Annotated in this window: 18 protein-coding genes; 16 read left to right on the plus strand and 2 right to left on the minus strand. The window is 46.0% G+C overall.

The window, feature by feature from the left end; all coding sequences use genetic code 11:
• The first annotated feature begins 9 nt into the window (after nt 1-9).
• From ACYCS5_RS25340 to ACYCS5_RS25360, 5 genes are all read left to right on the plus strand, one after another.
• The gene (locus ACYCS5_RS25340) at nt 10-939 is read left to right on the plus strand and encodes a protein tolB (protein WP_459760287.1); all 930 of its coding nucleotides are present in this window, start codon (nt 10-12) and stop codon (nt 937-939) included.
• Nucleotides 940-1,763: 824 nt separating this feature from the next.
• Nucleotides 1,764-3,176 (plus strand): helix-turn-helix domain-containing protein, encoded by a 1,413-nt coding sequence (locus tag ACYCS5_RS25345; RefSeq protein ID WP_459760288.1) that lies wholly within the window; start codon nt 1,764-1,766, stop codon nt 3,174-3,176.
• 293 nt (nt 3,177-3,469) lie between these two features.
• Nucleotides 3,470-3,637, plus strand: coding sequence for an aspartyl-phosphate phosphatase Spo0E family protein (locus ACYCS5_RS25350; RefSeq protein WP_071558834.1), 168 nt, complete (start codon nt 3,470-3,472; stop codon nt 3,635-3,637).
• 109 nt (nt 3,638-3,746) lie between these two features.
• Nucleotides 3,747-3,941 carry a Rha family transcriptional regulator gene (locus ACYCS5_RS25355; RefSeq protein ID WP_029517081.1) on the plus strand — a complete coding sequence of 65 codons (195 nt, stop codon included), beginning with the start codon at nt 3,747-3,749 and terminating at the stop codon, nt 3,939-3,941.
• Nucleotides 3,942-4,065: 124 nt separating this feature from the next.
• Entirely contained in the window at nt 4,066-4,440 is a 375-nt protein-coding gene (locus ACYCS5_RS25360; RefSeq protein WP_069010246.1) for a DnaJ family domain-containing protein, read from the plus strand.
• A 64-nt stretch (nt 4,441-4,504) separates the two neighbouring features.
• On the opposite strand, the gene gluQRS is transcribed toward ACYCS5_RS25360, so the two are convergent.
• On the minus strand, nt 4,505-5,500 hold the full coding sequence (gene gluQRS / locus ACYCS5_RS25365) for a tRNA glutamyl-Q(34) synthetase GluQRS (RefSeq protein WP_459760289.1): 996 nt from the start codon (nt 5,498-5,500) through the stop codon (nt 4,505-4,507).
• A gap of 314 nt (nt 5,501-5,814) precedes the next feature.
• On the opposite strand from gluQRS, the gene hrpB reads away from it, so the two are divergent.
• From hrpB to ACYCS5_RS25390, 5 genes are all read left to right on the plus strand, one after another.
• A complete protein-coding gene (gene hrpB, locus ACYCS5_RS25370) occupies nt 5,815-8,343 on the plus strand; it encodes an ATP-dependent helicase HrpB (RefSeq protein WP_459760290.1) in 2,529 nt (842 codons plus the stop codon).
• Nucleotides 8,344-8,461: 118 nt separating this feature from the next.
• Nucleotides 8,462-9,049 carry a general stress protein gene (locus ACYCS5_RS25375; protein ID WP_459760291.1) on the plus strand — a complete coding sequence of 196 codons (588 nt, stop codon included), beginning with the start codon at nt 8,462-8,464 and terminating at the stop codon, nt 9,047-9,049.
• Nucleotides 9,050-9,319: 270 nt separating this feature from the next.
• The gene (locus ACYCS5_RS25380; protein WP_459760292.1) at nt 9,320-10,492 is read left to right on the plus strand and encodes an acyltransferase; all 1,173 of its coding nucleotides are present in this window, start codon (nt 9,320-9,322) and stop codon (nt 10,490-10,492) included.
• A 315-nt stretch (nt 10,493-10,807) separates the two neighbouring features.
• On the plus strand, nt 10,808-11,170 hold the full coding sequence (locus ACYCS5_RS25385) for a helix-turn-helix transcriptional regulator (RefSeq protein ID WP_013310011.1): 363 nt from the start codon (nt 10,808-10,810) through the stop codon (nt 11,168-11,170).
• Nucleotides 11,171-11,189: 19 nt separating this feature from the next.
• Entirely contained in the window at nt 11,190-12,194 is a 1,005-nt protein-coding gene (locus tag ACYCS5_RS25390; RefSeq protein ID WP_459760293.1) for a Gfo/Idh/MocA family protein, read from the plus strand.
• 114 nt (nt 12,195-12,308) lie between these two features.
• On the opposite strand, the gene ACYCS5_RS25395 is transcribed toward ACYCS5_RS25390, so the two are convergent.
• Complete coding sequence (locus ACYCS5_RS25395; RefSeq protein ID WP_459760294.1) at nt 12,309-12,878, minus strand: TraR/DksA C4-type zinc finger protein; 570 nt, start codon at nt 12,876-12,878, stop codon at nt 12,309-12,311.
• 144 nt (nt 12,879-13,022) lie between these two features.
• On the opposite strand from ACYCS5_RS25395, the gene ACYCS5_RS25400 reads away from it, so the two are divergent.
• The 6 genes from ACYCS5_RS25400 to ACYCS5_RS25425 all read left to right on the plus strand — a co-directional run bounded on the left by ACYCS5_RS25400 (nt 13,023) and on the right by ACYCS5_RS25425 (nt 15,937).
• Entirely contained in the window at nt 13,023-13,400 is a 378-nt protein-coding gene (locus ACYCS5_RS25400; protein ID WP_023988297.1) for a DivIVA domain-containing protein, read from the plus strand.
• 97 nt (nt 13,401-13,497) lie between these two features.
• Complete coding sequence (locus ACYCS5_RS25405) at nt 13,498-13,932, plus strand: Rrf2 family transcriptional regulator (RefSeq protein ID WP_013310015.1); 435 nt, start codon at nt 13,498-13,500, stop codon at nt 13,930-13,932.
• A gap of 24 nt (nt 13,933-13,956) precedes the next feature.
• A complete protein-coding gene (locus tag ACYCS5_RS25410) occupies nt 13,957-14,457 on the plus strand; it encodes a metallophosphoesterase family protein (protein ID WP_103047811.1) in 501 nt (166 codons plus the stop codon).
• A 35-nt stretch (nt 14,458-14,492) separates the two neighbouring features.
• Nucleotides 14,493-14,819 carry a (2Fe-2S) ferredoxin domain-containing protein gene (locus ACYCS5_RS25415; protein WP_061830316.1) on the plus strand — a complete coding sequence of 109 codons (327 nt, stop codon included), beginning with the start codon at nt 14,493-14,495 and terminating at the stop codon, nt 14,817-14,819.
• A gap of 130 nt (nt 14,820-14,949) precedes the next feature.
• Entirely contained in the window at nt 14,950-15,228 is a 279-nt protein-coding gene (locus ACYCS5_RS25420) for a hypothetical protein (protein ID WP_459760295.1), read from the plus strand.
• A gap of 106 nt (nt 15,229-15,334) precedes the next feature.
• On the plus strand, nt 15,335-15,937 hold the full coding sequence (locus ACYCS5_RS25425) for a nitroreductase family protein (RefSeq protein WP_459760296.1): 603 nt from the start codon (nt 15,335-15,337) through the stop codon (nt 15,935-15,937).
• The last annotated feature ends 45 nt before the right edge of the window (nt 15,938-15,982 follow it).

The raw sequence follows: 15,982 nt of genomic DNA on the forward strand, positions 1-15,982 counted from the left end.
GAGGAAACTATGAAATTCGTGCAGATTATGTCTGTAGGTGCGATAGTGGTGTTAGTGATTTCAGGGTGTAGTGGTAAGGCAAACTCAAATCATCAACTACCTCAGACCAAAGTGAATAATACCGGGGTAAACAGCACAAAGGAAGGTGTAAAAAAGGTAGACGAAAAAGCAGCTGTAGAAACATCTAGAGCAACTGTTAAAAAGGTGAACACCTTAGATTATTCTCAGTATGATAATAACCAAGACAAATCTAAGGTTGTAGTTTCGGGAAAACAGATTGTATGGAAAAATAAAGACGTTACTTTTACCGCAAAATTAACTAACGCTAAGGGGGAAGAAGCCGCCGAAGCCAATGAAGTTGTGGATTCTATGAAAATAAAAGGTAAGCGTGGAGAGCAACTCGTTAAGCTCAACCCACGACCTTTGAGAGTTAACTCACTTTCCTTATCTACAAGCAACCAGGTAGCTCTTCATGTAAGCGATCACGAGGGGAGTAGACTTATTTTAATTAATTTATCCGATGGGACTCAAACTATTGTAAACATGTTTGAGATGAATAGTAACGGAGCCGGGAGCGAAAAGATTGATGCCTATAACTGGTCGCCTGATGGAAAAAAGATTGCGTTTGGAATCGGTGATCTAGGTTCAAGTTATATCGGACTATACAATGTTGAGCGTAAGAGCTATATGCATGTGTCCGATAAGGACTTTACATTGATCTCATCTATAGTTTGGCATAAAGATGGGAAAAGTTTTGACTTTGTGAGTAAAGGTGACGATTCTCCACAAGCAGTACTCTATACTTACTCAGAAACAAAAAAATTAATTTTAAAGGAGGGTTCTTTATCTAAGAACGAAGAACAGAAGATATCTCAATTAACACCAAAACCGTATCATCTAAATAGTCATAATTTTAAACTCCACTTTTTTCAACTTTAATGCACTCTATCAACATTATAGATTTACTTTTGAATATTTAATGATTACTTGGGTCAACAAAGGACTGAAAAAAGCATATGTGATGGGAATTGGCCGCGCTGATCATGGGACGAAAGTATGTGTGGTTCGCAATGACGCACAAATACTTAATATCAGCAATGCAATCTGTCTAGAATGAAGAGGCACAAAGTTAGAGAATGCGGTCGGAAGGATATTCACAGCTAGGAGAAACAATTACGGAATTTGTGTTGATAATTGATACCAGACTTTTACAATGATTGAAGTATAAAAATAACCGGGGAGTTGCTTATGAGAATTTCCATGAGTAAGTTTCTAAAGCGTTATGCAGCGATTTTGTTGGGCTACGCAATATGTATAGGGTTATTTTACGCTTTGGGATATAAGATGAGCGCTATGGGAATCTATGCAATTTTGACAGGAATTGTGATTGGAGAAATAATCAACTTCGCATTATCAAAGCGAGAGAAATGAACCTATGTATCCCTTGATTACATCAAAATCAGGGGATTTTTCATTTGATTAAAAGGTTCAACAGAGTTTCTACCTGGGAACTCTATATCATTTACTAATAGTAAAGAATATGGAGAAATGAAATAGTCATGTCAACTTTGTGAAACCTTTTATTTCGGCAATCCAATTTCACTTTTGTTATTCGTTTTCACAATCTTCCCTTGTGTGTGAGTTATGCTGAATTTTCGTTATAAACATTAGTTGCATAATATATTGACAGATGGTTAATTATGGAGAAGAATAGAGGGTGATTTTTAAAATAATGGAATTTTTATGTGAAGGGTGGTTATGACTTGAAGCATACACCTACGATTTCAGCGGAGTTTGAGTATTATCTAAAACAAAATGATATGACGTTGAGTCAATTTGCCGAATATTCAGGGGTACATCAAAGAACGCTTAGTAATTGGATTACTCAGCATCGTCCTGTTTCCGTACAGCAGCTGGACCGAATTACTGTGGCTATGGATTTGCCAGAAGGCTATTTTTATGACCTATACATAGAAAATTACATCATTGATCTTTCCCCGAATTTTAGGCGAATCGAGCCATTATTGTATCGTTGTGCAGAACTGGACAAGCTGGATGCAATCCGTCGAATGGTAGGGCATATCATGGATAATCCGCTGTATGCGTCCAGGCTATTTGATGTTGCAGAAGCATTATTTGAACAGGGACGACATGCTGCTGCGCTGCCTCTCTATGAGAATGTCGCAGAAGTGGAGAAATATCAGCATTCTGAACGCTTGGCCACCTGCCAATATCGTATATTCACGATTCAAGTTGGAGCTGATCAAAGCCGAAATCTCAAGGCAGCCATACTATTTGAACCTTATGTCGAGCGTCTGGATGAAATAGTTCAGCTTGATGCATTAAAGGATTTGGCGAATGTGTATAGGTCTTTACGTAAATGGGACAAGCTTGATGCAACAGCTTGTAAAATGAGGGATAAAGCGAAAATTCAATACACTATGAAGCATAAGCAGGAAAAGCGAAAGGATTATGGCAAGAAAACAAGGAGTCCATTATTCGGTTACATCGCTTATGCTGACCTGTTGTGTGCATGTGTCTGTGAAGCTCAAGGCGATTATAAACAAGCTCTGCAATATACATACGCCTACGCTAATTTAGATTGGGTCATAGAGACAGACGAGGATACTCAGCACTGGGTCAATTTGTACAAACATTGGTCCGAAGGTAATACTTACGTTAATAAACTCTTATCTGGAGATACAGGTGTGCTTGCGGATTATGTTGAATACATTGCATCAACAAATAAAACAAATAAAGAAATGGTCACCAAACTGCTAAATGTTTTGATGGCTGCTAACCGATATCAGATTGATGTAGATAAAATACTTCGGCGTTTTGAAACTGAAGTTAGTTCTCTCACTCAGCCGGAAACGTTGTTTGATGATATGTATACTAATCAAGTAATACCAGAGCAATGTGCACGTTTTGGATATGAATTGGCTTATTATTATTTATATCAAGGTATATATAGTGATGGTTTTAAATATTTGATGTATGCAATGGTAAGTTATCATACACTAAATAATGAGACTTATTTTATAAATTGTATGGGGCTGTTTTTACATTTTCGGGATTATGCGGTTCTTGAAACCAAAGCAGATTTTTTAAATCTTATTGAAAAGGTGTGGTTAGAGAATGTTGAAAAAGATGGTACTGCTGATCATCGCGACTAGTTTTTTGTTTATTGCTACTGTGCCAGTTCAATCGCATAGTCACATTCAACTTAATGATCAAATTGGAGGTATGTAACAGAGGAGAAACACAAACAATGCTCTGCTAACTTTACAACTGACGATTATAAGGGTTCCAAAGTTTAACTTTGAACAACTTGAAACCAACTGAAAATAAACATATACCAAAAAAAAGTGCCTCTGGAATTCCAGAAGCGCTTTTTTTTGGTAAGCGTATTTTAAAAAAATCCAAAAATTTACGTTTTGCATTAAGATATGACACAGAAGGGGGAATCATGCTGATGAATCCAGGTGTGACTTTACTTCGTGTCGAACGGGCCAGAAAAAGACTGTACCAAGTCCAGAAGAAATACGGATTTTTAACGCATCCCAAAGTGATTGAACAATCCATGAAACTGGATGAACTATTGAATCAATACCAAATATACAAAATGAAATCCTAACAAATGAGTTCATGCCATATTGCTAAAGGAAGAGCGTGAAATCCAATCTCCAAACCCCAATCAAAATCCTAAATCCTAAATCTTATACTATGAAGAGGTGATAACGTTGTTGAACAAACGAAATCCTGTAACCCCTTTTGGCTGGAAAATCAAAGAAAAGCTAGTCGAGAGGCAAATGGATCAGAGAACATTTTGTGATACCTACCATATTCCTGCTAGCCGCTTGTCTAATCTCATTCATGGAACACGTAAGGCCAAAAAATATAGAGTACAAGTATCTCAATTGCTGGGGATCGAAGAATAACTCCCTTTCTCTTTTATGGATACAAGACATCCTAATGATATGTAAGCTACAGTGGCAAAGAACTCCGGGTTTATTTAATATAGATTATACATAGGATGCTTAATACAAGGAGTGGAAAGGGTCGATGGGAATGTTCTCCAGAATGGCAGAGCAGAAGATTGCGGAGGCGATGGCCAAAGGGGAATTTGATCATTTACCGGGAGAGGGCAAGCCACTGGTGATCGAGGATTTGTCACATGTTCCAGAGGAGCTGCGGATGTCGTACAAGCTGTTGAAGAATGCAGGCATTTTACCGGAAGAGCTTCAGCTGCAAAAGGAATGTGTCCAGCTACGTGATTTGCTTCACGCTTGTCATGAGGCGGGAGAGCAAGAGCGGATCAGTCGCAGGCTGACTGAAAAATCACTTCGTCTCCGTATGCTGCTGGAGGAAAGAGGGCTGAATACGTCGTCTGTATTTTATGAATATGAGTCCGCTATGCGTAAGCGACTGGAGGAATAGAAGCGAGAGGAGCGAAGGGCGGAAGGCCCTTGCCCGTACACTTTAATTTCTACGCTTTACCTCATTACTGTTGCAGTGCAGATAATCTCGTGAGGCATTGCTTCGTCAGGATGACGGATTCTTTGGGCAGTTTGTCTAAATGAAAGTCATCGATTAAATCTACTGCCTTCACAGGCTCGGGTGAATCCAGCAGCCCTGAAAAATAGGCGAGCCAGCCAATGACTGCTTCCGGTGAGACCCCTTGTCGACGCATGGCTCGGAGTGCTACGCCACCATGTCGTTTTGCCAGCCTTCGTCCATCAGGGCCTAGGACAAGGGGAACGTGTGCGAAACGTGTCGGCTGCAAGCCCAAAGCTTGGTACAGCAATAGCTGACGGGGCGTTGAATCGAGAAGATCATACCCGCGGAGTACGTCGGTCATATGCATATCCGCATCATCGACAACGACAGCCAGCTGATAGGAAAACATGCCGTCCGCTCGTTTGACGATAAAATCGCCGCCTTCTGCCGCACCGAAGGTCACATGACCTGCTACCTGATCATGAAACGAAATAACGGCATCTGGACTTTGCGGTACTTTAAAGCGAAGTGAAGGGAGTTTATGCTGTGCTTTGGCTACGGCATCTTGAGAGCTAAGGTTACGACATGCCCCTGAATATGCGGGTCCTTCACCAGACAGTCCATGTGGAGCATGAGCGGCAGCCAGAATGTCAGCCCGACTGCAAAAACAAGGATATAGCAAATCATGCCCCTGTAGCTTCTCCAATGCAGATTGGAAGCGATCCAGCCGCTGGCTTTGAGTGTAGGGACCGTAGGAACCGCCTACGTCGGGTCCTTCGTCCCAGTTCAGACCGATCCAGCGCAAATCTTCCATTATTCCTTGCGCTAACTGGCTGCGAGCTCGCGTCATATCAATATCTTCTATGCGCAAAATATAGGTTCCGCCCAGGGAACGAACGTGCAGCCAGGATAATAAGGCAGTACGAGCATTTCCTAAGTGTATCCATCCCGATGGTGTTGGGGCAAATCGCCCTCTGATGGGTTGGGCCTGTAATTCCATACGAAAGTGACCTCGATTCTATGTTCCGTCCTTCAGCAATCCATATCAACTATATTATAAAATGATCTTGCCGTGAGTGCATCCCGATAGGTATAGAAGCTAAAGACGAAGCATACATAGCCGCGATGGTCAGACGGGAAATTTAAATATCTGTATAATAGATTTAGAAGAATTATGTATGACAGACCGAGGAGAAGTTCCAGAGGGCAGCTTAACCTTTTCTATTCAATAATTACAGGTAATGAAAAATTCACAATAATAAAAGAATTAAAACTTAGATTCTACGCATCAAGCGTATCATTGGAGAGATTTCATTGACAGATAAACAACTGCCTATTATGCAAGTGATCCCCGAGCTTAAACATACACTGCAATCTCATTCGGCGGCGGTACTGATTGCACAGCCGGGAGCGGGGAAAACGACGGTAACACCGCTGGAGCTACTGAATGAGCCGTGGCTGGCAGGGCAAAAGTTAATTATGCTGGAGCCGAGGCGTTTAGCAGCACGTGCAGCAGCAGCGCAAATGGCGAAAGCGCTGGGAGAGCCCACCGGAAAGACGGTGGGCTACCGGGTTCGCATGGATACAAAAGTAGGGCCAAATACGCGGATTGAGGTGGTTACGGAAGGCGTACTCACCCGGATGTTGCAACATGATCAGGCGTTGGAGGGAGTCGGGCTGATTATGTTTGATGAGTTTCATGAGCGCAGCCTGCATGCAGACTTGGGATTGGCACTTGCCCTGCAAAGCCAGGCGCTGCTGCGACCGGATTTGAAGATATTGATCATGTCTGCCACCTTGGAGGCAGAGCCTGTATGTAGACTATTAGGGGATGCGCCATTACTGGAATGCCCAGGCACCGTATTTCCGGTAGAAACCTTCCATATGTCCAAGCCTTCGTCAACCTCATTAGAGTCCTTTACGGCTGAGACAGTAGAAAAGGCGCTTCATGCTCATGAAGGCGATCTATTGGTGTTTTTACCAGGGGCCAGAGAAATTCATAGAACGGAACGAGAATTGGCTTCAAAGCATTTACCAGCACACGTCAAGATCATTCCGCTGTACGGCAGCATGAAGCTGGAGCAGCAGGATGAGGCAATACGCCCGTCGGCTTCGGGCAGTCGAAAAGTGGTATTGGCCACCTCGATTGCCGAGTCCAGTTTGACCATCGCCGGGATCACGGTGGTGATCGATAGCGGACTGTCGCGGGAATCGGTGTTTTCCGCGCGAACTGGCATGAGCCGTTTGACCACCGTCAAGGTGTCCAAGGCCTCCGCCGACCAGCGGCGCGGACGGGCGGGGCGCCTCCAGCCGGGCGTATGCTACCGGCTGTGGAGCGCGCAGGAGCATGCCGCGCTCCCCGATGCCAGCCGCCCGGAAATCGCGGCAGCGGATCTGGCCCCGCTCGCGCTGGAGCTGGCGGCCTGGGGCGTGCGCGAGCCCGCAGAGCTGGCCTGGCTGGATGCCCCGCCTGAGGCCGCGTACCGCCAGGCCACAGACCTGCTGCGCCAGCTCGGCTGCCTAGATGAAGCAGCCGATGGCACTACAGGCGGCATCACCGCGCATGGGCGCGAGGTGTCCGCCCTGGGCACGCACCCGCGCCTTGGGCACATGCTGTTGCGTGCTGCGGCACTCGGCCTGGCACCAACCGCCAGCCGTCTGGCTGCGCTGCTGCAAGAGCGGGACCCGTTCCGCGCACATGGCGGAACGGATTTGCGCCCGCGGCTGGATGCCCTGCGCGAGGCGGCCCATGCCCGCAGTACGCACAGCCTGCTGCGGGCAGCAGACGATACGGTGATTCGCCGTATCGTGCAAGAGAGCCGGCAGCTGCTAGCCACGCTGCCGACAGCAGCCGCAGCGCAGGACGAGCCTGACGGCTCCGCGGCTTGCGGGCTGCTGTTGGCCTTTGCGTATCCGGATCGGATCGCGCAGGGCCGGGGGGATGGCCGCTTTTTGCTTAGCGGCGGCCGAGGGACGCGACTCCGACAAGTGGAGTGGATGTCGCGTTCATCCTATCTCGTCGCCGCCGAAGTGGACGACGAGGGAGCAGATGGTGCCATTCAGTTGGCGGCACCGGTTGAACTGCAAGAGCTGGTCCAGCATTGCAGCAATTTGTTGCTGGAACAAGCCAGCGTATACTGGGATAGCTCCGCCTCAGCAGTGAGAGCCCGCAAGGTACTGCGACTGGGCTCACTCGTCTTAAAGGAAACGTCCTATGAGCGACCTCCGGCAGAGGAAGTTGCTGCCGCCTTGATGCAGGGTGTCCGTGAACGCGGTCTGAAGCTGTTGTCATGGAATCGGCAAACCCTCCAGTTGCAGGCTCGTTTGATTTTTATGCACTTCTCAGCGCCTGAAGACTGGCCGGACTGCACGGAATTGGCATTGCTGGATTCACTGGAATCGTGGCTGTTGCCTTTTGCTCTAGGAGCCAAAAACGTATCCGATCTGCAACGGCTGGACAGTGCTGCATTGCTGCTTGGCAGGCTGGACTGGGAACAGCGGCAGCAGCTTGATCAGGAAGCGCCGACGCATATCCGTGTACCCAGCGGTTCCCGCATTCCTGTCGATTATTCGAATCCTGAGGCACCAGCGCTGGCCGTACGACTACAAGAATTGTTCGGTATGAGGGATACGCCTCGTATTGGACGCGGACGTGTGCCCATTGTATTGCATTTACTGTCACCTGCCCAGCGACCTGTCCAAGTGACATCCGACTTGTCCAGCTTCTGGAGCGAGGCTTATTTTGAAGTCAAAAAGGACCTGAAAGGCAGATATCCCAAGCATTATTGGCCGGATGATCCACTGGAAGCTGTGGCGACCAACAGAGCAAAGCCAAAGCGTTAAATAGAAGCTGTTTTATGCTAATCGACTTTTTGAATTTTCGTAAAATCGTTTAAACGTCATAATAGCGGGGTAATGAAAGACGAACCACTCAACACCAAAATATTGGGAGGTAACTATCATGACTAATAACTTAAACGATTATAATGAAAAGAAAATTGTTGGTGTTTTTGATACAGAGCAGGAAGCATCTCGTGCGATAGGACAATTGCAGAGCAAAGGAATCCCAAGCAGTGAAATTTCTGTGATCACCCGTGACCGTGACGAGTTGAGGACGATTAGTGAAGAGACAGGCACCAAAGCACCGGAGGGTGTAGCGACCGGTGCGGCTACCGGCGGCGTTGTAGGCGGCGTTGCTGGGTTGCTGGCGGGCATCGGGGCCTTGGCTATTCCAGGTATCGGACCAATCCTTGCTGCTGGACCTATCGCGGCTACCCTTACCGGAGCAGCTGTCGGAGCGGGAGCAGGTGGCTTGGTCGGTGGACTGGTCGGGCTGGGTATTCCGGAAGATGATGCACGTCAATACGAGACTTACGTCGATCAGGGCAAGATTTTAGTGCTGGTGGACTCCGCTGACCATAACAGGGATGTTTATGATATTTTCCGCACCAACCGTTCGCTGAATGCGGATCGTTACAGAACGTATGATGATACGTTGGCAGACACGCCGCGTACAGATGCATACACAGATACGAGAAGGAACCTGTAAAAACCTAACGGCTAGTTGAGAACGTGATTTAACAGGCTTTCCTATCTCCTTTGTATATGGGTTGTTTCTACAGCAGCAGTCTCCCCGAGAGGGAGGACTGCTGCTTTTACATATTTGTGGATCATAGAATAAATCTGAGATAAATGATGCTAAGCTTGCCGTTGGCACGTTTAACCTTCTATATATTTTTACAGAATTGTCGTTATAATAGATTGAGGATTTTGAAAAAATCCTGGATTTATAAATTGCTAGATGTAACAGGAGAGTGGCATGAGTCAAAAAGAGAGAATTTCCGAAGTCGCTTTGCTGAGAGGGCTGGCTTTTGCGGCCGTTGTTCTTCAGCATTCCGTCGCACACTATGCGGTTGCGCAGGGGGCGCGCATCCAGGACGGGGTATTGATGACACTTTTACTGCTATGTTCCAAATTTGCAGTTCCTGTGTTTGTATTTATCACTGGAATGGTGTTATTTTACAATTATGATGGAGCCTTAAAGTACGGAACGTTTTTACGTAAAAGATTCATGGACATCATCGTTCCTTATATCATATGGTCTCTTTTATACGAATTGGGAAATCAGCTTGCCCAAAGTGGTGGATATATTCACCCACTTGATTTTTTCCAGAAGTTGTTGAACGGGAAAAGCAGCTATCATCTATGGTACATCGTTATGATTATCCAGTGTTATGTGTTATTTCCCGTGTTTCGTTATGCGGTCCGTCATTTGTCTGCGCTGCTGCCGTCAAAATGGCGACCCGCTGCATTGGCTGGATTCGGCGTGCTATATATTTTGCTCATGTTCGCCGTTGGACCCGTATACCAAGCAATGGATAAGCTCCAGCTTCCGGTCATCACCTCTTGGTTTACCCTGTACGCTGACCGGAATGTGATCTACTTTTTCTTTTATTTTGTGCTAGGAGCGGCAGCCGGGATGAACGTCAAGCGTTGGAATGCTTGGGTAACCAAAGCACAGATGATATACTGGCCGTTGTTTATCGTGATTACAGGCTACTTACTGTATGAGATGATCGGTCAGTTCCAGACGCCGCGAGGTACAGTTATTTCCTTTAACTATTTATCTCTGCTGCGTCCGATCATGGCTGTATATTGCGTTGCGTCTATTTTTGTAGCTTACCGGGTAGCGACGTGGATCGCTCATAAGGGGGGACGTGCGGCGAGTATGCTGACGGCCATCGGAACGTTGTCTTATGGAGCGTATCTCATGCATGCCTTTATGCTGCGTGTGACCTATTATTTTGACGAGACGTTGTTTGCAGACTGGAGCCACGTTCTTCGTATGCTGGCTTCATTCGTTCTCTGTATGATCTTTTCCGTTGCCGGAACATGGCTGCTGGCACGTTTGCCTCTGGGCAAATGGATCGTGGGGCTTCGGGTTCGTCCTCGCCCGACTGGGAGTCCGCCAGCCGTACAAAAGCAAGCTTGATTTGATAATCCAATCACATATGTTCACAAGAGTATCCCAAAGTCAAGAAATAAGGCCAAGGGATACTTTTTTAACTGATATTATATTATTTCAACATATGAAAAGTTCATAATAGTAAACCATAAACTCATTTCTCAGCACTTCGCACACTACTCTATATCGCCTCATTCTACATCTCTCGCCATCTTAAAACAGGTCACAAGGGATGGAGAGTTCTCATAAGCTCTCATATCATCAAAGGAAATAGTCTATGGACGCAGAGTGGTTTATAATGGAAGGTAAGGTGTATGAATAAGGTGTGGAGGAGGCTGTGAAATGGCGTTTATGATATCCCAGCGGGCTTTTATCAAAATTTATCTGATCACAATGGTGGAGAGGCATCGCGGTTATGGATATCAGATGCTCGAATCGATGAAGGATGAGTTTAGTGGCTTTGGATATGTTCCGCCTCAGAGCGAAGTTTACCGGGCGCTGCATGAGCTGGTACAGGAAGGCGTTTTTTACCGTACCAAGCGATTGAAAGGAACAGACCCGCGCGTGGATTTTCAGGAGATTGTACTCTATCACTTTACAGATGATGGGGAGGAGAAAGCCCGACTGTACAAGAAGCAGGTCAAAGCTGATTTGGACCGTTGCTTAGGTATGCTGCATAAAGCGGAACAAGACAACTATTCCTAACCACGAAAGGATGAGAATGATGGGTAGAAAGCTGAAATGGGGAATTTTAGGCACTGCGGAGATCGCCCAAATCGCTGTAATTCCTGCGATTCAGCAATCTGAACGCGGAGAAGTGCTTGGGATTGCTAGCCGTAATGCGGATAAAGCTGCTGAGGCCGCCCGGGAGTTCGATATTCCGAAAAGTTATGGAAGCTATGATCAACTGTTGGCTGATCCCGAAATCGGAGCGGTGTACATTCCGTTGCCAAACCATCTGCATGAAGAGTGGACCATTCGGGCAGCAGAGGCCGGGAAGCACGTTTTGTGTGAAAAACCATCTTCTCTGAGCTCGGCCGGAACAAGCCGCATGATTGAAGCGTGCCAACGTGCAGGAGTGATCTTTGCAGAGGCTTTTATGTATCGCTATCATCCCAAACATCGAAGAATTAAGGAAATTATCAATAGTGGGGAAATTGGTGACATTCGCGGCATCCATTGCACGTTTACGTTTAACAATACCGATCAGGCAGATAATGTGCGCTTTAATAAAAACATGGGTGGTGGCTCGCTATATGATGTGGGCGTCTATCCGATATCAGCCGCTCGTATGTATTTGGATCGGGAGCCAGAGGCAGTGACGGTACATGCCTTATTTTCCCCGGAGCATGACAACGTCGATATGATGGCTTCCGGCTTGTTGGAATTTCCGGGTGGAATCAATCTTACTTTCGATTGTGGCATGTGGGCAGCCAATCGTTCCAACATGGAAATTCTCGGTAGCAAGGGTACGATTGCGATGCCCAAAATGTTCGGTTGGGAAAGAACGTCTGTGGTACCGCAAATTTTCGTCCACGTCGGTTCGGTTACCCGTGAGGAACGTCTGAAAGGTTTTAATTCCTTTGAACTGCAAGCGGATGCTTTTGCTAAAGCAGTGCTTGACGGTGTCCCGTTGCCGTATGAGCCAGAAGATGCGGTGAGCAATATGAAGGTGATCGATGCTTGTATTGAGTCAGCTCGCAGTCGGAAACGGATAGAAATTGGATAAGCGGTGTACCGTATTCCTAGAAGATCTAAAAAAGCAGCCTTGTCAAAAGGACAAGCTGCTTTTTTAGATGACAAATACATAGGTATTTTCAATGAGTCTTTGGACATTCGAGCATCACATATTTTCATCATAATCTGTGACATCACGCTTGGCGGCAGCTGCAGGCGAATTCGATGTACCGTATTTTTCCACCGCGTCCCATGCGCCCGCATCGTCAAATCGTCCTGCATTTCGTTGGCGAACCTCACCTGCACCCTTGGGTGGCGGAGTCATGACCTGTTCCTCTACCGGGCGGTCATTCGATAATTCTCGAGTTGGCGTGTGCTCGACGGTATAGGCTGTATATGGAATGGCTTGCAACCGTTCAAAAGGAATTTCTTCCCCGCTCTCCACACAAATTCCATACGTCCCATCCTTTATCCGCTGAAGGGCTGCATTGACTTGCTCCAGCTCGTCTTGCAGCGAATCATTAATCGCCAGATCACGGGACCGTTCAAAGGTTTCTGTCCCTATATCAGCGGGGTGATTGTCATAGGACGAGAGCTCACCTGTGGAATCTGTCAGTGTTTCTCCCAATTGAGCGTTTGCCTGACCGTTTTGTTCAAAATGCTTTTCTAAATCCTTTTTCTGCTCCAACAACATATGTTTCAGCTCTGCAAGCTGCGAATCGTTCAAGTGGTTCATGATCATCTCTCCCCTTCGTGGTCTGGATAAGTGACACGTATGCTCTTTTATACCCGTTCATAGGCCTGGGCAATCAGCAGAGACTTTTATTCCCAGCCTAGAATGTGATATAAAAAGAATAGTGTGTTAAGGAGGGAATAACCGATGGATGAACATATGAAGCGTCGTCTGGATAAGCAAAAGCAGTTGTTTAAACAACTGGGCATTCAGCTGGACGCGCTCTCCATTCATGAGAAACAGTTTAAGAATAAAATGCGCGGCTATGATCCGGACGAGGTGGATGCCTTTCTGGATGAAGTGATCAAGGATTACGAACGCTTTTATGCGAATATAGCCGACCTGATGGACAAGTGGCAGGAGCAGCAGGCAACCATACGTGATTTGAAAAATGCACCCAAGCCAGCGGCCGACCTTAATGGACTTGACCGTCGTCAACTGGAGGATATCGTAAAACAGTTGGAATATAGTGTGCGCCAATTAAAGGTGCGAGTACGTCCTGAAAATGACTATTTTCCGGAGTAAGGTGCAGTAAGCACTGTGTTGGTGCCTCTATTGTGGTATGATGGAAACATGCATTTTATAAAACATTTAATGAGGCACACACATAAAGGTGGTTAACATGAGTACCCATTTTTCCGTTAGTATCCATTGTCTGCTTCTTCTGGCTGAAGGGGCACCAGAGCGAATGACATCGTCACTTATTGCTTCCAGCATCAATACAAACCCGGTAGTTGTGAGAAGGATTATGAGCCGACTCAAGCAAGCGGGTTTGGTGGATTCGTCGCCTGGAGCACGCGGCTTTCGTCTAAGCATGTCCAGTTCAAACATCAATCTGAAAATGATCTATGAGGCGACCAAGGATGAAGGTCCGTTGTTCGCCATCCATACCGATAGCAATCATAATTGTGAGGTAGGCAGGAACATAGACGCATTGTTGGATGGTTTATATACCGTGGCAGAGCAGAAAATACAGGCGTTTTTCGAGACCGTTACGCTGCGAGATCTGGAGCAGGCACTTCAGCAGCGCGTGGGGCAACAAAGTTCATCTGTGTAAAGACGCTGGTAAGGAGCAATTGATATGAAAATCATCGTACTTTCAGACACTCATATGCCGCATAGAAGCAAAACGTTGCCTAGTCGGCTTGTACAGGAGTTAAAAGGCAGTGACCTTATTCTCCATGCCGGAGACTGGACGGATTGGTTCGTATATGAACGTCTAGCTGAGTTTGCGCCTGTGCAAGGCATTGCCGGAAACAATGATGGAATGGACATCGTGGAGCGTTTAGGCTATCAGCGAATCGTTGAAGCCCAAGGCAAGCGGATCGGTATGGTTCACGGTCACGGCTGGCGAGGAACGACAGAAAATATCGCATTGAATACGTTTAAGGGAGAAACGCTGGATTGTCTGATTTATGGACATTCGCATATTCCGGTGGTCAAAACGATTGACGGTCAGCTTGTCCTTAATCCCGGGTCTCCGACGGACAAACGTGGCGAAGACGAATATTCATTTATCGTGCTGACGATTGAAGCTGATCAGATGGAAGCACAGCTTGTTCTTTATCCAGATAAACATTGATTTAAAACCAACAACTGTTGATTAAAGGGGAAGCTATGGCTATTTTTGAATTAGAACCAATGAAGCATCATGTGTTGATCTGCAATGGAGGCACATGTATGCGACATGAGGGTGAAGAAGTTACACAGGCAATTCGGGATGAAATTCGTAAACAAAATGCAGAAGCATATATTCACACGACCAGAACTCGCTGTAATGGGCGTTGTCATGATGCTGCGGTTGTGATCGTATATCCTCAAGGGGACTGGTATGGTCAAATGACCCCCGACTCGGGGACTCAACTGGTGCAGAAGCTCGTAACGGGAGAGAAGCTGGAACCTCATCTTTTTCATGAGTGTACAGGTCAATCCAGTTCGGAATAATTCAATCAACCATCTATAAGTACATGAGTAGAGAAAATCTTTGCAGAGATTTTCTCTTTTTTGCGTTTAATCCCCGATGTGAAAGGTAAAAGTATACTGTGGACACCAATCCGATAGGGAGGGAAGTAAAATGGCCCCATTTGAAGATAACCTGCACGATCAGAATCAGCAGAAAGGACAGACGGGGAAAGGAACAACGGAGTCTCAACATCAGGAACAGTCGATCAATCGAGATCATGCAGAGCAGTATCCGACAGAGCAGGAAAGCTTGTTCGACCGTTTTGAGATCGAGCAGACGGTAGACGCCATTCCTGTAGAGGATTTGAAGATGGAAAGACAGGAGGAGAGAGACAAGGATGCAACCAAGCACACCTCTTCCAGTGAGAAAAAATATAATGGTGGCGTATAATTATCAACTAGCTGGTAATATTTAAAAAGAAATCTCTTGACTTTAAGATATATGCAATGTATATTAAGTTACGAAAAGTAATTAATTTTTCTCAGGAGGTAACAAAATGGCTAAAGACTTCTTCACAGCTCTGAAAGACAGACGCTCCTATTATGGTATTAGCAAAGAACAGGTCATTTCTGACCAACGGATTCAAGAGATTGTAGAGGAAGCTGTTAAGTACACACCTACCTCTTTCAACTCCCAAACTTCACGCGCTGTAGTGTTGCTCGGAGAGCATCATGACAAACTGTGGAATATTACAGAAGGTATTTTGCGGGAAGTGGTAGGCAATGAAGAACAATTCAAATCTACTGCTGAGAAAATGAACGGTTTCCGCAGCGGCTACGGAACAGTCTTGTTCTTTGAAGACAACAACGTGATAGCTGGTCTGCAACAACAATTCGAAGCCTATGCGGACAATTTCCCAATCTGGGCTAACCAATCTAATGGTATGCTGCAATTGGTTGTATGGACGGCTCTGGAACAAGAAGGACTGGGCGCATCCCTTCAGCATTACAACCCATTGATTGATGAAAAAGTGAAAAACGAATGGAACATTCCTGAGCATTGGAAACTGATTGCCGAAATGCCGTTCGGTAAACCGACATTCCAACCAGGGGATAAAGAATTCCAACCTATTGAAGAACGCGTAAAAACATTTAAATAATTTTCACGATAAAATGACGTTTCAAGTTCAGCCTGATTAGAGCAC

The sequence above is a fragment of the Paenibacillus sp. SEL3 genome (assembly GCF_054602585.1).

Excerpts from the sequence above, each read along its gene's own strand:
- ACYCS5_RS25340 (WP_459760287.1), top strand. The coding sequence starts at position 10 with ATGAAATTCGTGCAGATTATGTCTGTAGGTGCGATAGTGGTGTTAGTG.
- ACYCS5_RS25350 (WP_071558834.1), top strand. The coding sequence starts at position 3,470 with ATGCTGATGAATCCAGGTGTGACTTTACTTCGTGTCGAACGGGCCAGA.
- ACYCS5_RS25360 (WP_069010246.1), top strand. The coding sequence starts at position 4,066 with ATGGGAATGTTCTCCAGAATGGCAGAGCAGAAGATTGCGGAGGCGATG.
- gluQRS (WP_459760289.1), bottom strand. The coding sequence starts at position 5,500 with ATGGAATTACAGGCCCAACCCATCAGAGGGCGATTTGCCCCAACACCA.
- ACYCS5_RS25375 (WP_459760291.1), top strand. The coding sequence starts at position 8,462 with ATGACTAATAACTTAAACGATTATAATGAAAAGAAAATTGTTGGTGTT.
- ACYCS5_RS25380 (WP_459760292.1), top strand. The coding sequence starts at position 9,320 with ATGAGTCAAAAAGAGAGAATTTCCGAAGTCGCTTTGCTGAGAGGGCTG.
- ACYCS5_RS25385 (WP_013310011.1), top strand. The coding sequence starts at position 10,808 with ATGGCGTTTATGATATCCCAGCGGGCTTTTATCAAAATTTATCTGATC.
- ACYCS5_RS25390 (WP_459760293.1), top strand. The coding sequence starts at position 11,190 with ATGGGTAGAAAGCTGAAATGGGGAATTTTAGGCACTGCGGAGATCGCC.
- ACYCS5_RS25395 (WP_459760294.1), bottom strand. The coding sequence starts at position 12,878 with ATGAACCACTTGAACGATTCGCAGCTTGCAGAGCTGAAACATATGTTG.
- ACYCS5_RS25400 (WP_023988297.1), top strand. The coding sequence starts at position 13,023 with ATGGATGAACATATGAAGCGTCGTCTGGATAAGCAAAAGCAGTTGTTT.
- ACYCS5_RS25405 (WP_013310015.1), top strand. The coding sequence starts at position 13,498 with ATGAGTACCCATTTTTCCGTTAGTATCCATTGTCTGCTTCTTCTGGCT.
- ACYCS5_RS25410 (WP_103047811.1), top strand. The coding sequence starts at position 13,957 with ATGAAAATCATCGTACTTTCAGACACTCATATGCCGCATAGAAGCAAA.
- ACYCS5_RS25415 (WP_061830316.1), top strand. The coding sequence starts at position 14,493 with ATGGCTATTTTTGAATTAGAACCAATGAAGCATCATGTGTTGATCTGC.
- ACYCS5_RS25420 (WP_459760295.1), top strand. The coding sequence starts at position 14,950 with ATGGCCCCATTTGAAGATAACCTGCACGATCAGAATCAGCAGAAAGGA.
- ACYCS5_RS25425 (WP_459760296.1), top strand. The coding sequence starts at position 15,335 with ATGGCTAAAGACTTCTTCACAGCTCTGAAAGACAGACGCTCCTATTAT.